Annotated in this window: 14 protein-coding genes and 2 pseudogenes; 8 read left to right on the top strand and 8 right to left on the bottom strand. The window is 43.4% G+C overall.

The annotated features are described in order from the left end of the window. Positions 1–138: 138 nt before the first annotated feature. Together CL176_RS12385 and CL176_RS12775 are read left to right on the top strand one after the other, a co-directional pair. Positions 139–426, top strand: a complete 288-nt coding sequence (locus CL176_RS12385; RefSeq protein ID WP_162890958.1) for a hypothetical protein — start codon at positions 139–141, stop codon at positions 424–426. Then, positions 359–1,018, top strand: a pseudogene (locus CL176_RS12775) (fumarylacetoacetate hydrolase family protein). Before CL176_RS12385 ends, CL176_RS12775 begins: the two are co-directional and overlap by 68 nt. Positions 1,019–1,130: 112 nt before the next feature. On the opposite strand, the gene CL176_RS10170 reads toward CL176_RS12775, so the two are convergent. After that, on the bottom strand, positions 1,131–1,997 hold the full coding sequence (locus tag CL176_RS10170) for an NAD(P)-dependent oxidoreductase (RefSeq protein WP_118991190.1): 867 nt from the start codon (positions 1,995–1,997) through the stop codon (positions 1,131–1,133). A gap of 129 nt (positions 1,998–2,126) precedes the next feature. On the opposite strand from CL176_RS10170, the gene CL176_RS10165 reads away from it, so the two are divergent. Then, a complete protein-coding gene (locus CL176_RS10165; RefSeq protein WP_118991189.1) occupies positions 2,127–3,851 on the top strand; it encodes a catalase in 1,725 nt (574 codons plus the stop codon). 174 nt (positions 3,852–4,025) lie between these two features. Here CL176_RS10165 and CL176_RS10160 read toward each other — a convergent pair whose 3' ends face one another. Further along, entirely contained in the window at positions 4,026–4,697 is a 672-nt protein-coding gene (locus tag CL176_RS10160) for an RluA family pseudouridine synthase (protein ID WP_118991188.1), read from the bottom strand. Between the two features lie 191 nt (positions 4,698–4,888). Here CL176_RS10160 and CL176_RS10155 point away from each other — a divergent pair, with 191 nt between their 5' ends. Further along, positions 4,889–5,761 (top strand): PPK2 family polyphosphate kinase, encoded by an 873-nt coding sequence (locus CL176_RS10155; protein WP_118991187.1) that lies wholly within the window; start codon positions 4,889–4,891, stop codon positions 5,759–5,761. Positions 5,762–5,966: 205 nt separating this feature from the next. Continuing rightward, a complete protein-coding gene (locus CL176_RS10150; RefSeq protein ID WP_118991186.1) occupies positions 5,967–6,695 on the top strand; it encodes a S1 family peptidase in 729 nt (242 codons plus the stop codon). A 149-nt stretch (positions 6,696–6,844) separates the two neighbouring features. Here CL176_RS10150 and CL176_RS10145 read toward each other — a convergent pair whose 3' ends face one another. The 3 genes from CL176_RS10145 to CL176_RS10135 all read right to left on the bottom strand — a co-directional run bounded on the left by CL176_RS10145 (position 6,845) and on the right by CL176_RS10135 (position 9,248). Beyond that, the gene (locus CL176_RS10145; protein ID WP_118991185.1) at positions 6,845–7,615 is read right to left on the bottom strand and encodes an alpha/beta hydrolase; all 771 of its coding nucleotides are present in this window, start codon (positions 7,613–7,615) and stop codon (positions 6,845–6,847) included. Between the two features lie 154 nt (positions 7,616–7,769). Beyond that, positions 7,770–7,901, bottom strand: coding sequence for a DUF1294 domain-containing protein (locus CL176_RS13115; RefSeq protein WP_420824193.1), 132 nt, complete (start codon positions 7,899–7,901; stop codon positions 7,770–7,772). 45 nt (positions 7,902–7,946) lie between these two features. Beyond that, positions 7,947–9,248: a bifunctional folylpolyglutamate synthase/dihydrofolate synthase gene (locus CL176_RS10135; RefSeq protein WP_118991183.1), complete on the bottom strand. Its 1,302-nt coding sequence runs from the start codon at positions 9,246–9,248 to the stop codon at positions 7,947–7,949. A 307-nt stretch (positions 9,249–9,555) separates the two neighbouring features. Between CL176_RS10135 and CL176_RS10130 the strand changes: the two genes are divergently transcribed. Then, a complete protein-coding gene (locus CL176_RS10130; protein ID WP_118991182.1) occupies positions 9,556–10,650 on the top strand; it encodes a YkvI family membrane protein in 1,095 nt (364 codons plus the stop codon). Positions 10,651–10,900: 250 nt separating this feature from the next. Here CL176_RS10130 and CL176_RS10125 read toward each other — a convergent pair whose 3' ends face one another. The 3 genes from CL176_RS10125 to CL176_RS10115 form a co-directional block, all read right to left on the bottom strand. Continuing rightward, positions 10,901–12,508 carry a peptide ABC transporter substrate-binding protein gene (locus CL176_RS10125; RefSeq protein ID WP_118991181.1) on the bottom strand — a complete coding sequence of 536 codons (1,608 nt, stop codon included), beginning with the start codon at positions 12,506–12,508 and terminating at the stop codon, positions 10,901–10,903. A 583-nt stretch (positions 12,509–13,091) separates the two neighbouring features. After that, positions 13,092–13,577 carry a MarR family winged helix-turn-helix transcriptional regulator gene (locus CL176_RS10120; protein ID WP_118991180.1) on the bottom strand — a complete coding sequence of 162 codons (486 nt, stop codon included), beginning with the start codon at positions 13,575–13,577 and terminating at the stop codon, positions 13,092–13,094. Beyond that, on the bottom strand, positions 13,564–14,118 hold the full coding sequence (locus CL176_RS10115) for a flavodoxin domain-containing protein (RefSeq protein ID WP_118991179.1): 555 nt from the start codon (positions 14,116–14,118) through the stop codon (positions 13,564–13,566). The genes CL176_RS10120 and CL176_RS10115 overlap by 14 nt, the downstream gene beginning before the upstream one ends. Positions 14,119–14,626: 508 nt before the next feature. On the opposite strand from CL176_RS10115, the pseudogene CL176_RS10110 reads away from it, so the two are divergent. Further along, positions 14,627–14,935 (top strand): annotated as a pseudogene (locus tag CL176_RS10110) (conjugal transfer protein); the annotation flags it as partial. Beyond that, positions 14,919–17,366, top strand: a complete 2,448-nt coding sequence (gene tcpF / locus CL176_RS10105; RefSeq protein ID WP_000331160.1) for a conjugal transfer ATPase TcpF — start codon at positions 14,919–14,921, stop codon at positions 17,364–17,366. The pseudogene CL176_RS10110 and the gene tcpF, both read left to right, overlap by 17 nt. Position 17,367 lies beyond the last annotated feature (1 nt).

Here is a 17,367-nt window from a genome sequence, read left to right as displayed (position 1 = left end):
AGCTAAATCGCTGGCTTTTCTGTTTGCTATTTGTTCATGAAGGCTCCTCTAAGCAGCAATTTCGTAGTATTCCTATAAATCCATTCAGAGGATAGCTATAATGGTTTTAACGAATATTCCAAAGGATCGTGCTTATAGATGAAATGGTTTAATTTCCAAGAAGGTGAACAGGCGCATATTGGTGCAGTATATCAAGATACATTCATCCATGTGACGCGCTTACTCGAAGCGAAAGAGCCCCAACTTCCTTCAACTATCAAAAGTCTACTTGAAACGAAGCAAATAAACACTGATAAATCCCTGATTGCTAACTCAGACTTAACACCCTATCAACTCGACGACGCTAAGATTACCTTTCTTGCCCATTATCGAAAATCCAGAAAAGATTCTCTGTGTTGGTTTAAATTACCAAGAACACGTCAGTGAATCCCAGGCAGATTTGCCAAGTGAGCCGGTTATCTTCAGTAAATTCAACAATGCCCTCACCAGACACCAAGCCGTCATTCCCCAGCCGCTAAAGGGTAAGGAATTGGACTACGAGGCAGAACTGGTCCTGGTAATTGACCAGCCAGGATTTGCGATTGCTGAAGAGGACGCTTTAAATTACGTCTTCGGTTATAGTATCGGCAATGATTTATCCATCCGGGCTTTACAATTTATGGGTGCCCAGCAATGACTCCTTGGCAAGACGGCCAACCATTTTGCCCCGGTGGGGCCTTGGATTGTTGAAGCAGATGACCTCGATGGGCAGAACTTAGATATTTCCTTAGAATTAAATGGTAAAGTCGTTCAGTCTTCCAATACCCGGCATATGATCTTCAATAATCCGCGCATCATTAGCTATATCTCCCATCATATAACGCTGGAACCAGGTGATTTGATCTTCACTGGCACACCGGAAGGCGTCATTCTGGGCCAAAAACCCGAAGAACAAAACTGGCTCACAGCGGGTGACCGTATGGACGTCCATATTCAAGGCATCGGTAGCCTGACGAATTATTTCGCCAAGCGCGCTTAGCTGCTTCCAAACCCTAGCTTCGGTGTAGCGATGGACGATGGCCACACGCAATTAGCTTCTAATTGCCAAGCAGAAATTCACCCCAGACCTTCTTTGCGTCTGGGGCGTTTCTTTATTCACCGTCCGGCCACCATAACTTAATCAAAGCTTGGGTGCCTTCGTCGGCATGGTCTTGTGCCAATTGTTCATATAAATCATAGGCTAAGGTCGTAGCCGGCAAGGACAAGCCCATCGCTTCGGCTTCATCCAGCGCAATCTTCAAATCTTTGACGAAATGCTTCACAAAGAAACCAGGGCTATAATCTGCTTGCAGGATACGTGGGCCGTAATTGGTCAAGGACCAATTCGCTGCTGCCCCTCCGCCAACTGTTTGGAGTACATCTTCAAGTGTTAAGTCGGCAGCTTTCGCATAGGCTAACATTTCCGTTAAACCGGTCATCGTTCCAGCAACCATAATTTGATTGGCCACCTTCGTATGTTGACCACTGCCTGCTGGACCGAAATACCTGACTTCCTTAGCAAAGCTGCTTAAAATTGGCTTAACACTTTCAAAGGCCGCTTCCTCACCGCCAACCATTACCGTTAAAGTCCCGTTTCTAGCCCCTAAGTCCCCGCCAGATACTGGCGCGTCAAAGGCTAGTGCTTCTTTGGCTTCAGCTACGGCGGCGATTTCCTTAGCTAAGGCCGGAGTACTTGTTGTCATATCGATAAGGATTTGCCCCGGGCGAACCGCCGGAAGAATGCCTTCCTCCCCGAAATAAATCTCCCGAACATCCTCAGGATAGCCCACAATGGACAGCACAAGGTCTACTTGCTTCGTCACTTCAGCCGGGGAATCCTGCCAAATAGCACCCCGTTCAAGCAACGTATCAGCTTTAGCCTTAGTCCGATTAAAGACATGCACCTCATAGCCTGCATCGAGTAAATGACCGGCCATTGCCTTGCCCATCACACCAATTCCAATAAATCCAAGCTTCATGCCAATCCCTCCTTTTTAATCTACCCTCACTTTACTGCAAGACTCCCTTGCAAGCAAACTATTTGGATAAATCCGAGAAATTTGTTAGCCTTAAAGCACCAATGTATCACACATTATAGGAGGATAATAATGACAGAAGAATTACGTAACCCTATGGCCAAAAATGGCCTCAAACCCTATGGATCCAGTCGAAATGACCGGGTCCCTGAGAACAAGCAAGCTCATACCTTAGACGGTATTCCTGTAACCAACAATGACAATACCATGACCGCTGGTGCAAGAGGCCCGATTGTTATGCATGACACTTGGCTCATTGAGAAGCTACAATCCTTCTCACGCGAGAATATCCCTGAACGTCGCATGCATGCTAAAGGCTCTGGTGCCTTTGGAACGTTCACGGTCACCCATGATATTACCCAATATACGCGGGCGAAATTATTCTCAGAAATCGGCAAGCAAACCGAAATGTTCGCCCGCTTCTCAACCGTTGCTGGTGAACGCGGTGCAGCCGATGCTGAACGTGATATTCGTGGTTTTGCCTTGAAATTCTATACCGAGGAAGGTAATTGGGACTTAGCTGGCAATAACACCCCCGTATTCTTCCACCGCGATCCTAAGCATTTCATCGATTTGAACCGGGCGATTAAGCGTGACCCACGCACCAATTTACGCAGTTCAAATACTAACTGGGATTTCTGGACGTCTCTTCCAGAAGCCTTGCATCAAATCACCATTACCATGTCTGACCGCGGTATCCCATCCTCCTATCGCTTTATGCACGGCTTCTCCTCGCATACCTATGCCATGTATAATGAAGCCAATGAGCGTACCTGGGTGCAATTTCATTTCCGTAGCCAGCAAGGCATTCAGAACTTGACAGACCAAGAAGCAGAACGCGTCGTCGCTGATGACCGTGAATCGCATCAAGCAGATTTATACAATGCCATCGAACAAGGGGAATTCCCACGCTGGAAGATGTATATTCAAGTCATGACGGAAGAAGAAGCAGAGAATATGCCTTTTAATCCTTTTGACTTAACCAAGGTATGGCCCAAAAAAGATTTCCCACTGATTGAAGTTGGTGAATTTGAACTCAACCGCAATCCGGAAAACTATTTCCAAGACGTGGAGCAAGCGGCCTTTAACCCGAATGCCCAAGTACCAGGTATTGGCCTATCGCCTGACCGGATGCTTCAAGCGCGTGCTTTCTCTTACCAAGATGCAGCCCGTTACCGCCTCGGTGCTAACTACCACCAAATTCCGGTTAACTACCCAAGAGGGGTGAAAGAAGAATTGAACTTCTACGCCCGCGACGGCCAAGGTCGCTTGGACGGCAACGGAGGTGGCACCATCCACTATACGCCGAACTCATACAATAACTTGCATGATGCCAAAGGAAATGCTGAGCCACCAATGCAAGGCGGCGAAGTGAAGTATTATGACTTCCGCGAGGATGACCATGACTATTACACTCAACCTGGCCAACTCTTCCGCGCCATGTCACCGGAACAACAACTAGTCTTGTTCGAGAATACGGCACGGAATATGGGCGACTCAACGATGCAGATTAAGCACCGCCATATTAACAATTGCTACCAAGCGGACCCAGATTATGGCCGCGGTATCGCTCAGGCACTGGGCATTGATCTTGCTGACGTCGATTTAACCCCTACCCCAAGAGATTCCGAAGCTGCTAACGACGAAGCGAATGCGCGTGGCTTTGAAACCCTGAACTTTCCAACAGAACCCGCTGAACCGGCTTCTGCCAAGGATTTAGGCCCAGATGGCCGCGACACCAATGCCGCTGACCCTAAATCACTCATTGATCCAATGGATGACCCATACTTACTATAAGCAAATAGCCAAAGCCCCGCACAAACTAACTTGTGTGGGGCTTTTCTTGATATTCGTCCTCTTGCCAGATAGGGTGCCTTTCGCACGTAGAAATGCGCACCTCTTAGTAACATCCTTCGCCACAAGTTCTAGGCGTGCTCCGTCTCATCCGCAGGGCTAATACAGCGTTCACCTTCAATAGCCAAAATCACGCCACACACCTTTGGCAGGTGGATAGCTGACTACTTCTATGACTTTATCTTGCGTGGGATGAGGGATCGCTAGGCGGTGTGACCATAGGGCAATTTGGGTGCCCTTCTGGATGCGGTGATCGCCATATTTTTGGTCGCCGTAGAGCGGGTGACCGCTGGCTTGAAATTGCACCCGAATTTGGTGCGAGCGACCCGTGTGTAGTTCCACTTTAACGAGGCTGGTAGCTTTCGTTTGTTGCAGCCTTTGATAACTCAAATGAGCCGGTTTAGCTTGTGGATGTTGGGGATCAACGGCATAGACATGGTTTTTCTGTCGATTTTTGTAAAGGTGGTGCTTTAATTCTCCCTCTGGGGCGACGTGTCCCATGACAACTGCCAAATAAATCCGCTTGATAGCTCGCTTACGCAGGGAGTCGGATAGGCGACTAGCCGCTTTGGACGTCTTGGCAAAGACCATGGCACCCCCTACCGGTCGGTCCAAGCGATGCACCAGTCCTAAATAGACATTGCCTGGCTTATTATCGCGCACTTTGATCATTTGCTTTAATGTCGTCAACACATCCGGATCTTGACTTTTGTCCGCTTGTGAAGGCATATTTACAGGCTTTTCAACGATGAGTAAATGATTATCCTCATAGAGGATTTCAATCTGCACATCATCCCTCCTAATCTGCCCCTTATCCTATCATAATTGGTGAATGAAAGCGAATCGATGGGGCATATTGATTGGGGTTATCGGAGTTTGCCAACGATTATCTGTCCTTATTTGGGCCCATAAGTCATTATCTATGCGTATGTAAGCATTTCCTGTTACAATGAATCTCGTAAAAGAAAGGAGCTTTCTCTATGCCATTTAATACAGATAAATTTCGCTTTAATGCGGAGTCCTTTAAGGAAAATCAACAATCGAAGGAATCTTCTGCTTCTTTTGATACAGAAGAACTGAAAGAGAAGTTAATTCCAGAACTTATTGATGAATTAGACGCTTGGCATGTCAAACTTCAAGCAGAAGGAAAGCAAGGTCTGATTCTCGTCCTACAAGCTTTAGATGCTGCCGGTAAAGATGAAATCATTACCTTTATCTTCTCACACCTTATGCCACAAGGACTCAAAGTCAGCTCACCGAATCAACCCAGTGAAGATGAACAAGATCACGACTTCCTCTGGCGCCACCAAGCCGGCTTCCCAGCTCGCGGGCAAATCGGCATCCTCAATCGTTCCTATTACGAAGATGTAATCAGTCTCCTAGTCCATGGTCCTGAAGATCAAATCCCAGTGATGCATGAATCCGTGGAAGAAGAAGCCAGCTTTCGCTTAGACGCCATACGGCAAATGGAGGCTTATCTTACGCGCAGTGGCTTTAAAGTTATCAAGCTCTTCCCCTTCGTCTCCAAAGAAGTTCAAGGCAAGCGCTTACTTGAGCGCATGGAGCAGCCTGATAAGCAATGGGAGTTCTCCTTTAGTGACCTCTCGGACCGCGATAAATGGGATACCTTCCACAAGCATTACCAATACATTATGGAAGAAACTGATACGGATGAAGCCCCGTGGTATGTCTTACCTGCTGATAATGCCTGGCTGACCCGCTATCTCGCTGGCAAAATTGTCCTAGAAGCCTTAGAAGAACTCAAGCCAGAATTCCCTGTCTTTACCGATGAAGAGGCCGAGAAACTTGAAGAAGCCATTCAGGAATTGAAAGAGGAATTGGAGGAAGCGTAATACAGCACCTTCAAGCCGCTAGTGTTGAAGGAGATGCATAGGCGTTCAACCTTGAATTTTCAAAGACTTATTTCTCCGCGTCTTGCGCCTTTGATGAGTTTTCTTTGAAAGCTTCGCTAGCATTTCGTGGTTTTTCTCGATAAGGCTTGGTCACTTAAAGAGGAGCTGATAGAATATTTGTAGAATAAAGTCAGGAGATGATTTTATGGATAAAATATTATTCATCAGCTTAGTTACTTATCTCGTTTTAAGTTTAAGCATAAGTCCAGATACTACCGCCAGCGTACACGCTGCAACAGAACAAACCACCGATCAGCGAAAGGAAATTACTAAAGACGACCAAATCTATATACAGAATATTGCCTTGGTCCAAGAGGCTGGCAAGGACAAGGATTTCGGAACCGGCGTTCGCTTGAATCAAGATACCATTCTAACAAATAAGCATGTCGTCGATGCAATTGATGAGCAGAAATTAATAGTCAAATTACGTGATACTTCCGGTGAATTCCAAGATTATAAGGTGACCGAAATTCACGCTGCACCCGAAGTCCATCAAGATCTGGCCCTTTTGAAAATTGAAGCTACTGCAGAAAGCAATACGGAGGCAAACACTGAAACCTTCCCTTTAACTTCAGCCAATAGCATCAAGGCCTTGAAAGCTGATGATAAAGTGCATATCGTTGGCTACCCAGGCGACAAAGACTATGGCAGTCTATGGAGAAGCGACGGGGACGTCCATGAAGTTGATGCTGAAAATGGCGTCATTGTCTTCACGGCCCAAATCGGAGGTGGTAACTCCGGCTCACCCCTCTTCAATGAAGCTGGCGAAATTATCGGCCTAGTCAATGAAACCTCTGATGATCCAAATGATCCCTTAGCCTTCGGATTCGTCTTCACGGATAGCCTCTACCAATTCATTCAAAAACACCTGTAACATACAAAAGCCAGAGACAGTATTTCGTCCCTGGCTTTTGTGGTGTTATATACTTTTATCGAAAAGAGCCTTGGGTACTAATGCCTTGGTGAGTTGATATCCTAAAGATTAATGATATCAATTTCTACCCAAATATATCAGGCATCGACTCAACTTAACAAGCCTTCCTGCTCCAACCACATATGAATCATATGTGCAGTGGTATCTTTAAAGCGCTCAGTAATGTACATATGGTCACTTTCGCCATGCATCAACAATGTTGCTTGGTTCCCATAATTGCGCGCTGTCTGCTCAGCAATTTGTGGCACAACCAGCTTGTCGTACATGCCTGTAATAACCAGTACGGGACACTGAATCTTTGTGAAATCAACTTGACTCGTCCGCCGTCTATCTAAGATGGGTAAGCCCATTTGTGTATAAGCCTTACCCGAATCCGGGACAGTCATCTCTAACTCTTGCTCCGCTCGGCCTGCTTCATGCTGATTATATGCGTAAGTCAAAGCGACTTCACTCGGCATAATGGGTTTCTTCCAAAAGCCCCATTGGAAGAAGTGTGGCAGAAATGACTCCAACATGGACGGATAAAAGCTATGAATATCCGCCGTTGGTGCTGGCCCGAGTAGAATTAAGCCTTTCACCGCCACACGTTCGGCGACCAGCTGCGCAATCAGACCTCCTAAGGAATGCCCAACTATAATCGGTCGCTCTTCACATCTTCTAACTAGTCGCAATATTTGATAGGTGTATTCAAGCAGACTCACATCACCTACATATTGCGCAACTTCACCAGACGGCAAATCGTGAAATAAGAGATCTGGTGCCATCACCTTAAAGCCCATCGCTGCGAAATCTTCGCGAATATTGTCCCAATCGCGGTGACTCCCCCAGGTCCCATGAATCAAAATCATCGGTTGTGCCATTACCAATTCACCCTCTTTACTCTGTGCTTTAACTTATTCAAACAAGCAAATACATATACAGCACCATTATACCAAAATGCAAGCACATATACTCAAATACACTCCGCATCATATGTCGGTGGCACGTCTTATGCCGAAGCATTTGCATCACCCGTCACATCGAACCAGCCTCACCAAGTAAGACCACAGATAACAAGGGTCTCTCGCTGACTCGTCGTCTTGGCCGGTGTTTACTAGCGTATTTATCATAGACCGTCATAACCAAGGCTAAAGCATTGACCCACATAAGATAATAGTAAAGCAACATGGGAAACAATTAACCTACTACTCTCTACTTTAGAATATATTGGCGCACATGAGACGAGAAGTACAGGGAACCGGTAATAAGCAATAAATCACTCGTCGCTTGATTCCCTAAATACGTATCGATAAAGCCTTGCCAATCATCGACAAATTCATAATCCAAGTCATTGGTATTCACCAGTTCAAACTCTTCGTCAGACATCGCCTTCTCATGATCAAACTGGGTCAAATAAAGCTTTTCTAAATTAAACTCCTTTAGAAAAGGTATCTGCTCGCCCTGATTCTTGCTAGATAAGCCAGCATACAGCATTGTCACCGTCTTATCTGGGAAATACTGCACCAACATCTTCCGTAAGGCAATGAGCCCTTGGACATTATGCGCCCCATCAATATAAATCAGTGGCTTCTCATGCACTTTCTCCATCCGCGCCATCCAACTTGAAGCCCGCAAGGCTGCTTTGGCCCGCTCAAGACTGATCTGTAAGCCATGCTTTTGCATATACGTTGCAAAAATCGCCAGTGCCATACTCGCATTGGTGACTTGATGAACGCCCAACATTTGAATATGCCAGTTCTCGCGTTCGCCATACATTAACAAGTCGAAACTGGATCCCTCTGCTTGTAAATTTTCTACTTGGTCGGTAAAGAAATCGATACCAAATTCAAGCAAGTGCGCTGATTCACGCTCCACTTTCTCACGAATAGGGCGTTTAGCTTGTTCGAGCATCGCGCCGATAATCACCGTTGAGCCCTGTTTAATAATTCCCGACTTTTCTTCAGCGACTTCCTCCACGGTAGAGCCTAACTTATCCTGATGGTCTAAGCCTACAGTTGTGATTACCGAAATCTCTCCGACAAAGACATTGGTAGTATCCCGATAGCCGCCAATGCCAACTTCAATTAAGCAGACATCTGGTTGCTTCTTTTGGAAATAGAGAGCCATCATAATAGTGTACAGCTCGAAAAAGACCAGTGAGCCATATTCTGTCGTTTGCATGTAGGCATCCAAGTCGACCATCTGGTTAATTAATTCCAATAAATCCTCATCAGAAATGGGCTCCCCGTTGAAGGAGAAGCGTTCATTAAATTTCATAATATGAGGGGAGGTAAACATACCGACGCTCAGGCCCTGGGAAAGGAATAAGTCTTTCAAGTAATTGGTAGTGGAACCCTTCCCATTCGTCCCTGTAATATGAATAATTGGTAAGCCTTCATGAGGATTATCAAAGAAAGCCATAGCACACTCAATGCGGTCAAGATTTTCCCTTGGATTGGGATTTTCTAGATGATTGAGCCAGTCTAATGCCGGTTCTAATTCTACAAATTTCAAAGTCCATTCTCCTTCAATGTGAATTCATACCTTCACATTGTACCGCTATTTGGCAAACAAGCAATAGTAAATTTAATGAGATTTTTATCATAATCTTTACTCATGCTCTTCTACACTCTACATTATAGGTGATTGTTCGTGAAATATATCACATAATTGTCCTTGCAAGAATCTCATGTTTTCGTCCAAATTCAAGCAAATTTATTCCTCTGAATATCGTTTCGTGTTAAGATGAGAGTAAGTAAAATGTAAGCGCTTTTATTTGTCGTTTGAGTAACTTTTAGTGATAGAAAGAGGAGAAATACTCATGCAAGAAAATCAATCAAGATGGTCCGTCATCATTACAATGGCTGGAGCGATGATGGCCTCCCTCATTGGTTCTGGTTTTGCCACGGGTCAAGAAATTATCCAATATTTCGTCTCCAGGGGTTGGTTAGGAACTTTAAGTATTCTGACAATCTTTATTGGCTTTTCCTTTGTAGGCTACTCTTTATTTACGGTCGGCTATGACCATCAGGAGGACCTCCTTCGAACGAACGATATTTATCATATCTATACTAATCAATTCTTCGGGAGGATTTATGAAGGCGTCTCCTTTATTGCAATCTTTCTGACCTACAGCGTCATGATTGCAGGCGCAGGTGCAACGATTCAACAGCAGTTCGCCTTGCCTGTTTATATAGGGTCTAGCTTGATGTTTGCCCTGGTCGCCCTTGTCGTTATGCTTGGTTTAAAGCGATTGACGAATATCTTGGGGAAACTCGGTCCAATTATTGCGATTGCAGCCATTATCCTTGGTATTTATGCCTTTATTGTATATTGGGACCGATTACCTCAAGCCGAAGCTTTAATTCAAGAAGCTGTCCAGAACAAAGAAATTCAAACTTCCTCGGGTAATTGGCTCATTTCCGGTCTGAACTACGTTGGCTATAACCTAATCCTCTTCGCTGGATATTTAAGCCAAACTGGACGTCAAGCTCGCTCGAACCGCGACTCTGCGATTTCCGGTACCCTCGGGGGAGGTTTCTTTAGTATCGCCGTCTTTATCTCCTACTTAGGCTTTATGGCTTCCTTCTCTGTATCAGGCAAGGCCTCTGTACCGACCTTGATTTTAGCCAATGATATTCATCCCCTTGTCGGCTGGTTCTTCGTCATTATGATCATGTGTGGTATCTTCACAACCGCCGTAACCTTGCTTTGGAATTCGGTCTCAGTCTTTGCAGAAGACGGAACGAAACGCTATAAAATCTTAACCCTCATTGTCGGACTTATTGGACTCATTATTGGTTCCGTCGTATCTTTCGACCACCTCTTGAATATCGTCTACAATGTCGCTGGCTACTTTGGGATTGCCCTTATTGCAGTAATGGTGTGGCGACAAATCGAGTGGCGTAAGAAGTGATTTGTGCAATAATTATTAGAAAGCTTGTTGGCAGTGCTTTGTAGCACGGTCGGCAGGCTTTTTTTGTTTGGGTTCATAAATTTCAACAATTCATTAACGCGACACATTTCGTCCCCCAGTCAAGACTCGTCTAACCACATCATGATCAGAGTAACAATCGCCTAAACAGAAAACCTCCACCCTAACGATTGAAACGTTAGGATGGAGGTTTTTGGGGGGTAATTTTGGATAAAGGTAGGTTTCTTTAAGGCTATTCACTCAATGATACATTCTTCAAGTTAATTCGCCCGACACTATCATATTCCATGCCTTGCACTTCAGGCTTTTGTACATAGTCATTCGAATAGAAGTAGATGGGGATAATTGGCATGGCATCCATGAGGATTGCTTCTGCCTCCTTCAAATATTCTAAACGCTTAGCTTCATCCAATTCACTCGTCGCTAGGCTAATTAATTCGGTATAAGCCGGATCTTCCCAGCCAGTGTCATTATTTCCTGTCTCAGCTGTTTCAAATATACCCAAATATGTCATCGCATCATTGAATTTACCCGTCCAACCAATTCGGCCTACTTGATAATCTTTCTGAGTGAGGCGATCTAAATATACTTGCCACTCAGTGTTATCAATCGTAACGTTGACACCTAGCTCACGACTCCAATTCTCTTGAATTGCTTGAGCGATGACAGCATGCGCTTCGGAAGTGTTAATCGATAAAGCAATATCTAACTCACTAGGATCGGACTTCCCAAGTTCTTCAAGACCTGCTGCTAAATACTCACGTGCTTGGTCATAGTCGGCATCTTCAAAGTAATTCATATCCTCTTCAAAGCCAGGGATAATCGTCGGAACAAAAGCTGTTGCTGGAATTTGGCCCCCTTTGGTAATGTTATCTACAATACTCTGACGATCAATCGCTGATGCTAAAGCTTTGCGAATATTTACATTTGCCATATCAGGATCCGTTGTATTAATGGTGTAGTAATATACGGCCGAATATGGCTCAGATTGTAAAGTTCCGTCCGCTTTAAATGCTTCGATAGAGTCAAGTGAGACCTCGCCATACGGCGCCCCGAGGAAATCGAAATTGCCTGCAATGTAATCAGACGTTAATGTAGAAGCAGATTCTGTGATTTGCATATTCACCTGATCCAAAGCGACATTCTCTCGGTCCCAATAGGTGTCACTTTTCGTCAGAACTACATGTGAATTTAAGGTCCATTCTGCTAAATCAAAAGCACCATTGCTGACGTAATCCTCATTTAACTCAGCCGCCCACTGAGGGTTTGCTTCTACAACCGTTCGATTCACTGGCAAAAAGGTATACATCGCAAGTAATTCTGTAAAGTACACTGTGGGATCTTTCAACGTCACTTCAAAGGTATAATCATCCAAAGCTTGAATCGCTACATCCTCTGGCTTACCACCACCTACGTTATACTCCTCAGCACCTTCCACAACATACATAAAATTGGCCCGCTGAGAAGCAGTGTCCGGGTTGAGCACGCGTAACCAACCGTAAACATAGTCATCCGCAACAACTGGGTCACCATTCGACCAAACCGCATCCTCCCGGAGTTTAAAGGTATAAACTAAGCCATCCTCACTGACCTCCCAGGACTCCGCACCTGCTGGGACTACTTCCCCATCCGGCATCACATCCGTTAAGCCTTCGAAGACATTATCAATCACTGCACCAGACGTTGTGTCCGTTGCTAGGGCTGGATCGATTGTCGGCGGATTCGAATTTAACGCTAAATTTAAGACCGCATCCTGGGCACTCACCACTGAACCTAGACTACTTAAAGCAAAGATACTAACGACAACTGTTAACAAAAGCCTCGCAATATATTTCCTCATCAATTTCCCACCTCTCATAGTAGTTGCCTATCATTCTAGAGTGAAAGCGCTCCAAAGTCAAGCACAAATGATAATTTGGTGAATATTGATTACTTATATAACACTTATTCTCTTTTTATTCTAATTTATTGAATGATAGAAATACTTTTCCTATCACTAACTCGCCGACACGGTAGTATCGGCCACCCGACTGCTAACGTCCGTCCCTTATTTGATTTTCTCCCATAGGGAAGAAAGTTAACTTAAAGCAATTTCCCCCGAAGCCAAAAAATGTTGGTTAACTTACATAAGACGGCGCTCTCACGCAAGAATAAAGCAGTTTGGCTACTACGAATTTTCTATACAGCTAATCAGCCAGCTGCACTCTAAGCGTGAGACAGCACCTTCACCCTTGCTTTAATTGAATAAGGTTGCCCTAATTCCGTGGGAAAACCGTTCGACGGAATAAAAATGCGCCAAAATTCCGTGGGAACCGCCTCCCACGGAATCGAGCAGGCAAATTCGCATCTTCTCTGAACAGCCCTTCATACTGCTTCCAGCTCACAGGCATTATTCAATCAGCACAAACGCTACCAAGAATCTTCTAAAAATTTTCATTGCTTCTCTCCATAACTTCCACTCCTTGGAAAAACTTATCAAACAAGGCAAAAAGTTGGGCAACTTCATCATCTGAAAAAGCAGAGAAAAGTTCGACCAATTTCTTACTATATAACAAATCCATCTCTTCGAAATGATCTTTTGTCCGCTCTGTAGAGATGACCTTAAATGCTCGTGAATCGTTCGGATCGGGAATGATCGAAACATAGCCTTTCTTCTCAAGTGCGATTGCTAAATTTTTGATATTTTGCCTAGAGCTTCCCATTATATTCCCCAATTCCGTATAGGAACCCCCTTGAATAATTTCAACGGCTATGAGTAAGAGCAATTGCTTGAGAGTTAGATCAGATAAACTATTATCTATATCTGTGGCAATACGATTAGAAATATTAAATAAACTAAAAAATATGATAGACGATTGACCGATACGAGAATGGGAACGAGATTTAATGAATTGATCAAGAATTTCCATGAATTTCTTCCTGTATTGCTTGAATTAATGGATCTATTTGTCGGCGATCGACAAAATCTATTTTTTTGCCATATGCTTGAATTAATGCTCGGTCGCTCTCTGTTTGTTCAGAATCTTTTTTCATTTTAAGCATCTTATCCATCATCCACATCATTGATCGATGCATAAAGCTAAGACGTGGATAGTCTATTCCGCCTCTGAAGAAGAAAAGTTGGATTTTATCCATATTCTCAGATCCAATAGCTGCTGTAACATTGTCAGTAAGTGTCTTTTTATTCTCAATCTGGCTACTATCTGCCAAATTAACCCCAAAGAAGTAATATTTTTTGTCTGGAAAAGCTTGAATAATCTCCGCAATTTTCTTGCCATACTTATAACTACCAGCGTAGATGCTATGCCCGAAAATGATCGAGTTGTAGGCCGCTACATCCTCTAATTTAACTGATTCAATTCTTCGGACATCTCCTTCCAAGTCTTCTGCAAGCCAGCGAGCATATCGTTCAGTGTGTCCATAATTCGAATGATAAAGAACGAGAAACATTATAATCCTCCTCAATATAGGTAACTTATTACCTATATTTTAACGTAAAATATTTATGTGGCAAGCAATTAGTGATAAATAAGAAGGTAATTATCTCATAGCCCACTTCTTTATTGCGATTATTATTTTATTTTTGCTACATAAGCATTCCTCAGTCTAAAGTGTTAGACGATAATACATATGTGACACAAAATTTAAAAGTAGGAAGCTTCTGTTACACTCAGTTTGACAAGAACAAAGTGAGGAGAGCTTCCTATGAAATCTAGAGTTGTCAAACATATGTTACTTTTATATTTTCCTTGAAATTGAAATTTTACCAATTTACTATTTTACCTGAATACATATTATTCTTCATGTCGACCAATTCCCACATACCCATCTTCATTTTTCTCACGCCAACTGACCAAATCAGCTAATTTTCCCTAAAAAACCAAAAAACGAGGTTCCTAGACACATCAATAGTGACCAGGAACCCCGTTCTTAAGCCATTTATCCACCTGTACGTGACATCAATACTACACACTCAACATGGTTTGTCGTGTCACTCTTTGCAGTGATGATACTTGGCAACTTGCCCCCTCTTTCCATGATAGAGGGAGCATTTCTCAAATACTTTGGGATTCCTGTGGCTTTCACATGGTTTATGTCTACAAAAACTTTTGATGGTAAAAAGCCTTATGGATTTTTGAAGTCTGTCATTGCTTATGCACTGCGACCAAAGCTGACCTATGCAGGAAAAAAAGTAACGCTTGGCAGAAACCAGCCACAAGAAGCCATTACAGCAGTTAGGAGTGAATTTTATGGCATATCCAATTAAATACATTGAAAACAATCTCGTCTGGAATAAAGACGGGGAATGTTATGCTTACTATGAGCTTGTTCCTTACAATTACTCATTTCTAAGTCCAGAACAGAAAATACAAGTGCATGATTCTTTCAGACAGCTTATCGCACAAAATCGTGATGGCAAAATTCATGCTTTACAAATCAGTACAGAATCCAGCATACGTTCTGCACAAGAGCGTTCCAAAAATGAAGTCACTGGCAAGCTCAAAGCGGTTGCCTATGACAAAATCGACCAACAGACAGACGCTTTAATATCCATGATTGGCGAAAATCAAGTGAACTACCGTTTCTTTATCGGCTTTAAGTTGCTTCTCAACGATCAGGAGTTTTCTATGAAAAGTCTTACCGTTGAAGCAAAAAATGCTTTGTCTGATTTTGTCTATGATGTGAACCATAAGCTGATGGGCGATTTTGTTAGTATGAGTAATGATGAAATCCTGCGTTTTCAGAAGATGGAAAAGCTCTTAGAAAATAAAATCTCTCGTCGTTTCAAAATCCGCAGGTTAGATAAGGACGACTTCGGCTATCTGATTGAACACCTTTACGGACAGACAGGCACTGCCTATGAAGAGTATGAGTACCATCTATCAAAGAAAAAGCTGGATAATGAAACGCTGATTAAATACTATGACTTGATTAAGCCTACTCGCTGTTTGGTGGAAGAAAAACAGCGATATTTGAAAATCCAGCAGGAAGATGAAACCGTCTATGTAGCTTACTTTACCATTAACAGCATTGTCGGAGAACTGGACTTCCCGTCCTCTGAAATCTTCTACTACCAGCAACAGCAATTTACATTCCCGATTGATACGTCAATGAATGTGGAAATTGTAGCGAATCGTAAAGCCCTATCTACTGTCCGCAATAAAAAGAAAGAACTGAAAGACTTGGATAACCACGCTTGGCAAAGTGATAATGAAACCAGCTCCAATGTGGCGGAAGCTCTGGAAAGTGTGAATGAGCTGGAAACCAATTTAGACCAAAGCAAGGAATCTATGTACAAGCTGTCTTATGTGGTAAGGGTATCAGCAAATGATCTTGACGAACTCAAACGTCGTTGTAATGAAGTGAAAGATTTTTATGACGATTTAAGCGTAAAACTGGTACGACCATTTGGGGATATGCTCGGCTTACATGAAGAATTTTTACCTGCCAGCAAGCGTTATATGAATGATTATATTCAATACGTGACCTCTGATTTCCTCGCTGGTTTAGGTTTTGGTGCTACTCAAATGCTGGGGGAAAATGAGGGGATTTATGTTGGCTACAGCTTAGATACTGGACGCAATGTCTATCTGAAACCTGCTCTTGCCAGTCAAGGGGTTAAGGGTTCAGTAACCAATGCGTTAGCGTCGGCTTTTGTTGGTTCGCTGGGTGGTGGTAAATCCTTTGCGAATAACCTTATCGTCTATTATGCGGTGCTTTATGGGGCACAAGCAGTGATTGTAGACCCAAAAGCAGAACGTGGCAGATGGAAAGAAACCTTGCCAGAGATTTCCCATGAAATCAATATCGTCACTCTGACTTCTGATGAGAAAAACAAAGGCTTACTTGACCCTTATGTGATTATGAAAAATCCCAAAGATTCTGAATCACTGGCTATTGATATTCTGACATTTCTTACGGGGATTTCCTCTCGTGATGGGGAACGCTTCCCAATCCTTAGAAAAGCCATTCGTGCAGTAACCAATAGTGAAGTACGAGGGTTGATGAAAGTGATTGAGGAATTACGGGTTGAGAATACGCCACTAAGTACCAGTATAGCCGACCATATCGAAAGTTTTACAGACTATGACTTTGCACATTTATTATTCAGTAATGGTTATGTGGAGCAGTCTATCAGCTTAGAAAAACAACTGAACATTATACAGGTTGCGGACTTGGTACTTCCCGACAAGGAAACTTCCTTTGAGGAATATACCACTATGGAGCTTTTATCCGTTGCTATGCTGATTGTCATTAGTACCTTTGCTTTAGACTTTATCCATACAGACCGAAGCATTTTCAAGATTGTAGATTTAGACGAAGCATGGAGCTTTTTACAGGTAGCACAAGGAAAAACACTATCTATGAAGCTGGTTCGGGCTGGTCGTGCTATGAACGCTGGGGTATATTTCGTGACCCAAAATACAGACGACCTCTTAGATGAAAAACTGAAAAATAACCTCGGCTTAAAATTTGCATTTCGTTCCACTGACCTTAACGAGATTAAAAAGACCTTAGCCTTTTTTGGTGTAGACCCAGAGGACGAAAACAATCAGAAGCGATTGCGTGATTTGGAAAACGGGCAATGCCTTATCAGTGATTTATATGGTCGTGTCGGTGTGATACAGTTCCACCCTGTATTTGAAGAACTGCTCCATGCCTTTGATACCAGACCACCTGTGCGAAAAGAGGTGTAAA

The organism is Suicoccus acidiformans, from assembly GCF_003546865.1.
Classification (GTDB): domain Bacteria; phylum Bacillota; class Bacilli; order Lactobacillales; family Aerococcaceae; genus Suicoccus; species Suicoccus acidiformans.
This window is presented reverse-complemented; position numbering and strand designations above follow the sequence as displayed.

Coding starts and splice junctions, on each gene's coding strand:
- CL176_RS10115 (WP_118991179.1), bottom strand. CDS start 14,118: ATGTTTCTCGTTCTTTATCATTCGAATTATGGACACACTGAACGATAT.
- CL176_RS10125 (WP_118991181.1), bottom strand. CDS start 12,508: ATGAGGAAATATATTGCGAGGCTTTTGTTAACAGTTGTCGTTAGTATC.
- CL176_RS10170 (WP_118991190.1), bottom strand. CDS start 1,997: ATGAAGCTTGGATTTATTGGAATTGGTGTGATGGGCAAGGCAATGGCC.
- CL176_RS10130 (WP_118991182.1), top strand. CDS start 9,556: ATGCAAGAAAATCAATCAAGATGGTCCGTCATCATTACAATGGCTGGA.
- CL176_RS10145 (WP_118991185.1), bottom strand. CDS start 7,615: ATGGCACAACCGATGATTTTGATTCATGGGACCTGGGGGAGTCACCGC.
- tcpF (WP_000331160.1), top strand. CDS start 14,919: ATGGCATATCCAATTAAATACATTGAAAACAATCTCGTCTGGAATAAA.
- CL176_RS13115 (WP_420824193.1), bottom strand. CDS start 7,901: ATGTGGGTCAATGCTTTAGCCTTGGTTATGACGGTCTATGATAAATAC.
- CL176_RS10165 (WP_118991189.1), top strand. CDS start 2,127: ATGACAGAAGAATTACGTAACCCTATGGCCAAAAATGGCCTCAAACCC.
- CL176_RS12385 (WP_162890958.1), top strand. CDS start 139: ATGAAATGGTTTAATTTCCAAGAAGGTGAACAGGCGCATATTGGTGCA.
- CL176_RS10150 (WP_118991186.1), top strand. CDS start 5,967: ATGGATAAAATATTATTCATCAGCTTAGTTACTTATCTCGTTTTAAGT.
- CL176_RS10120 (WP_118991180.1), bottom strand. CDS start 13,577: ATGGAAATTCTTGATCAATTCATTAAATCTCGTTCCCATTCTCGTATC.
- CL176_RS10155 (WP_118991187.1), top strand. CDS start 4,889: ATGCCATTTAATACAGATAAATTTCGCTTTAATGCGGAGTCCTTTAAG.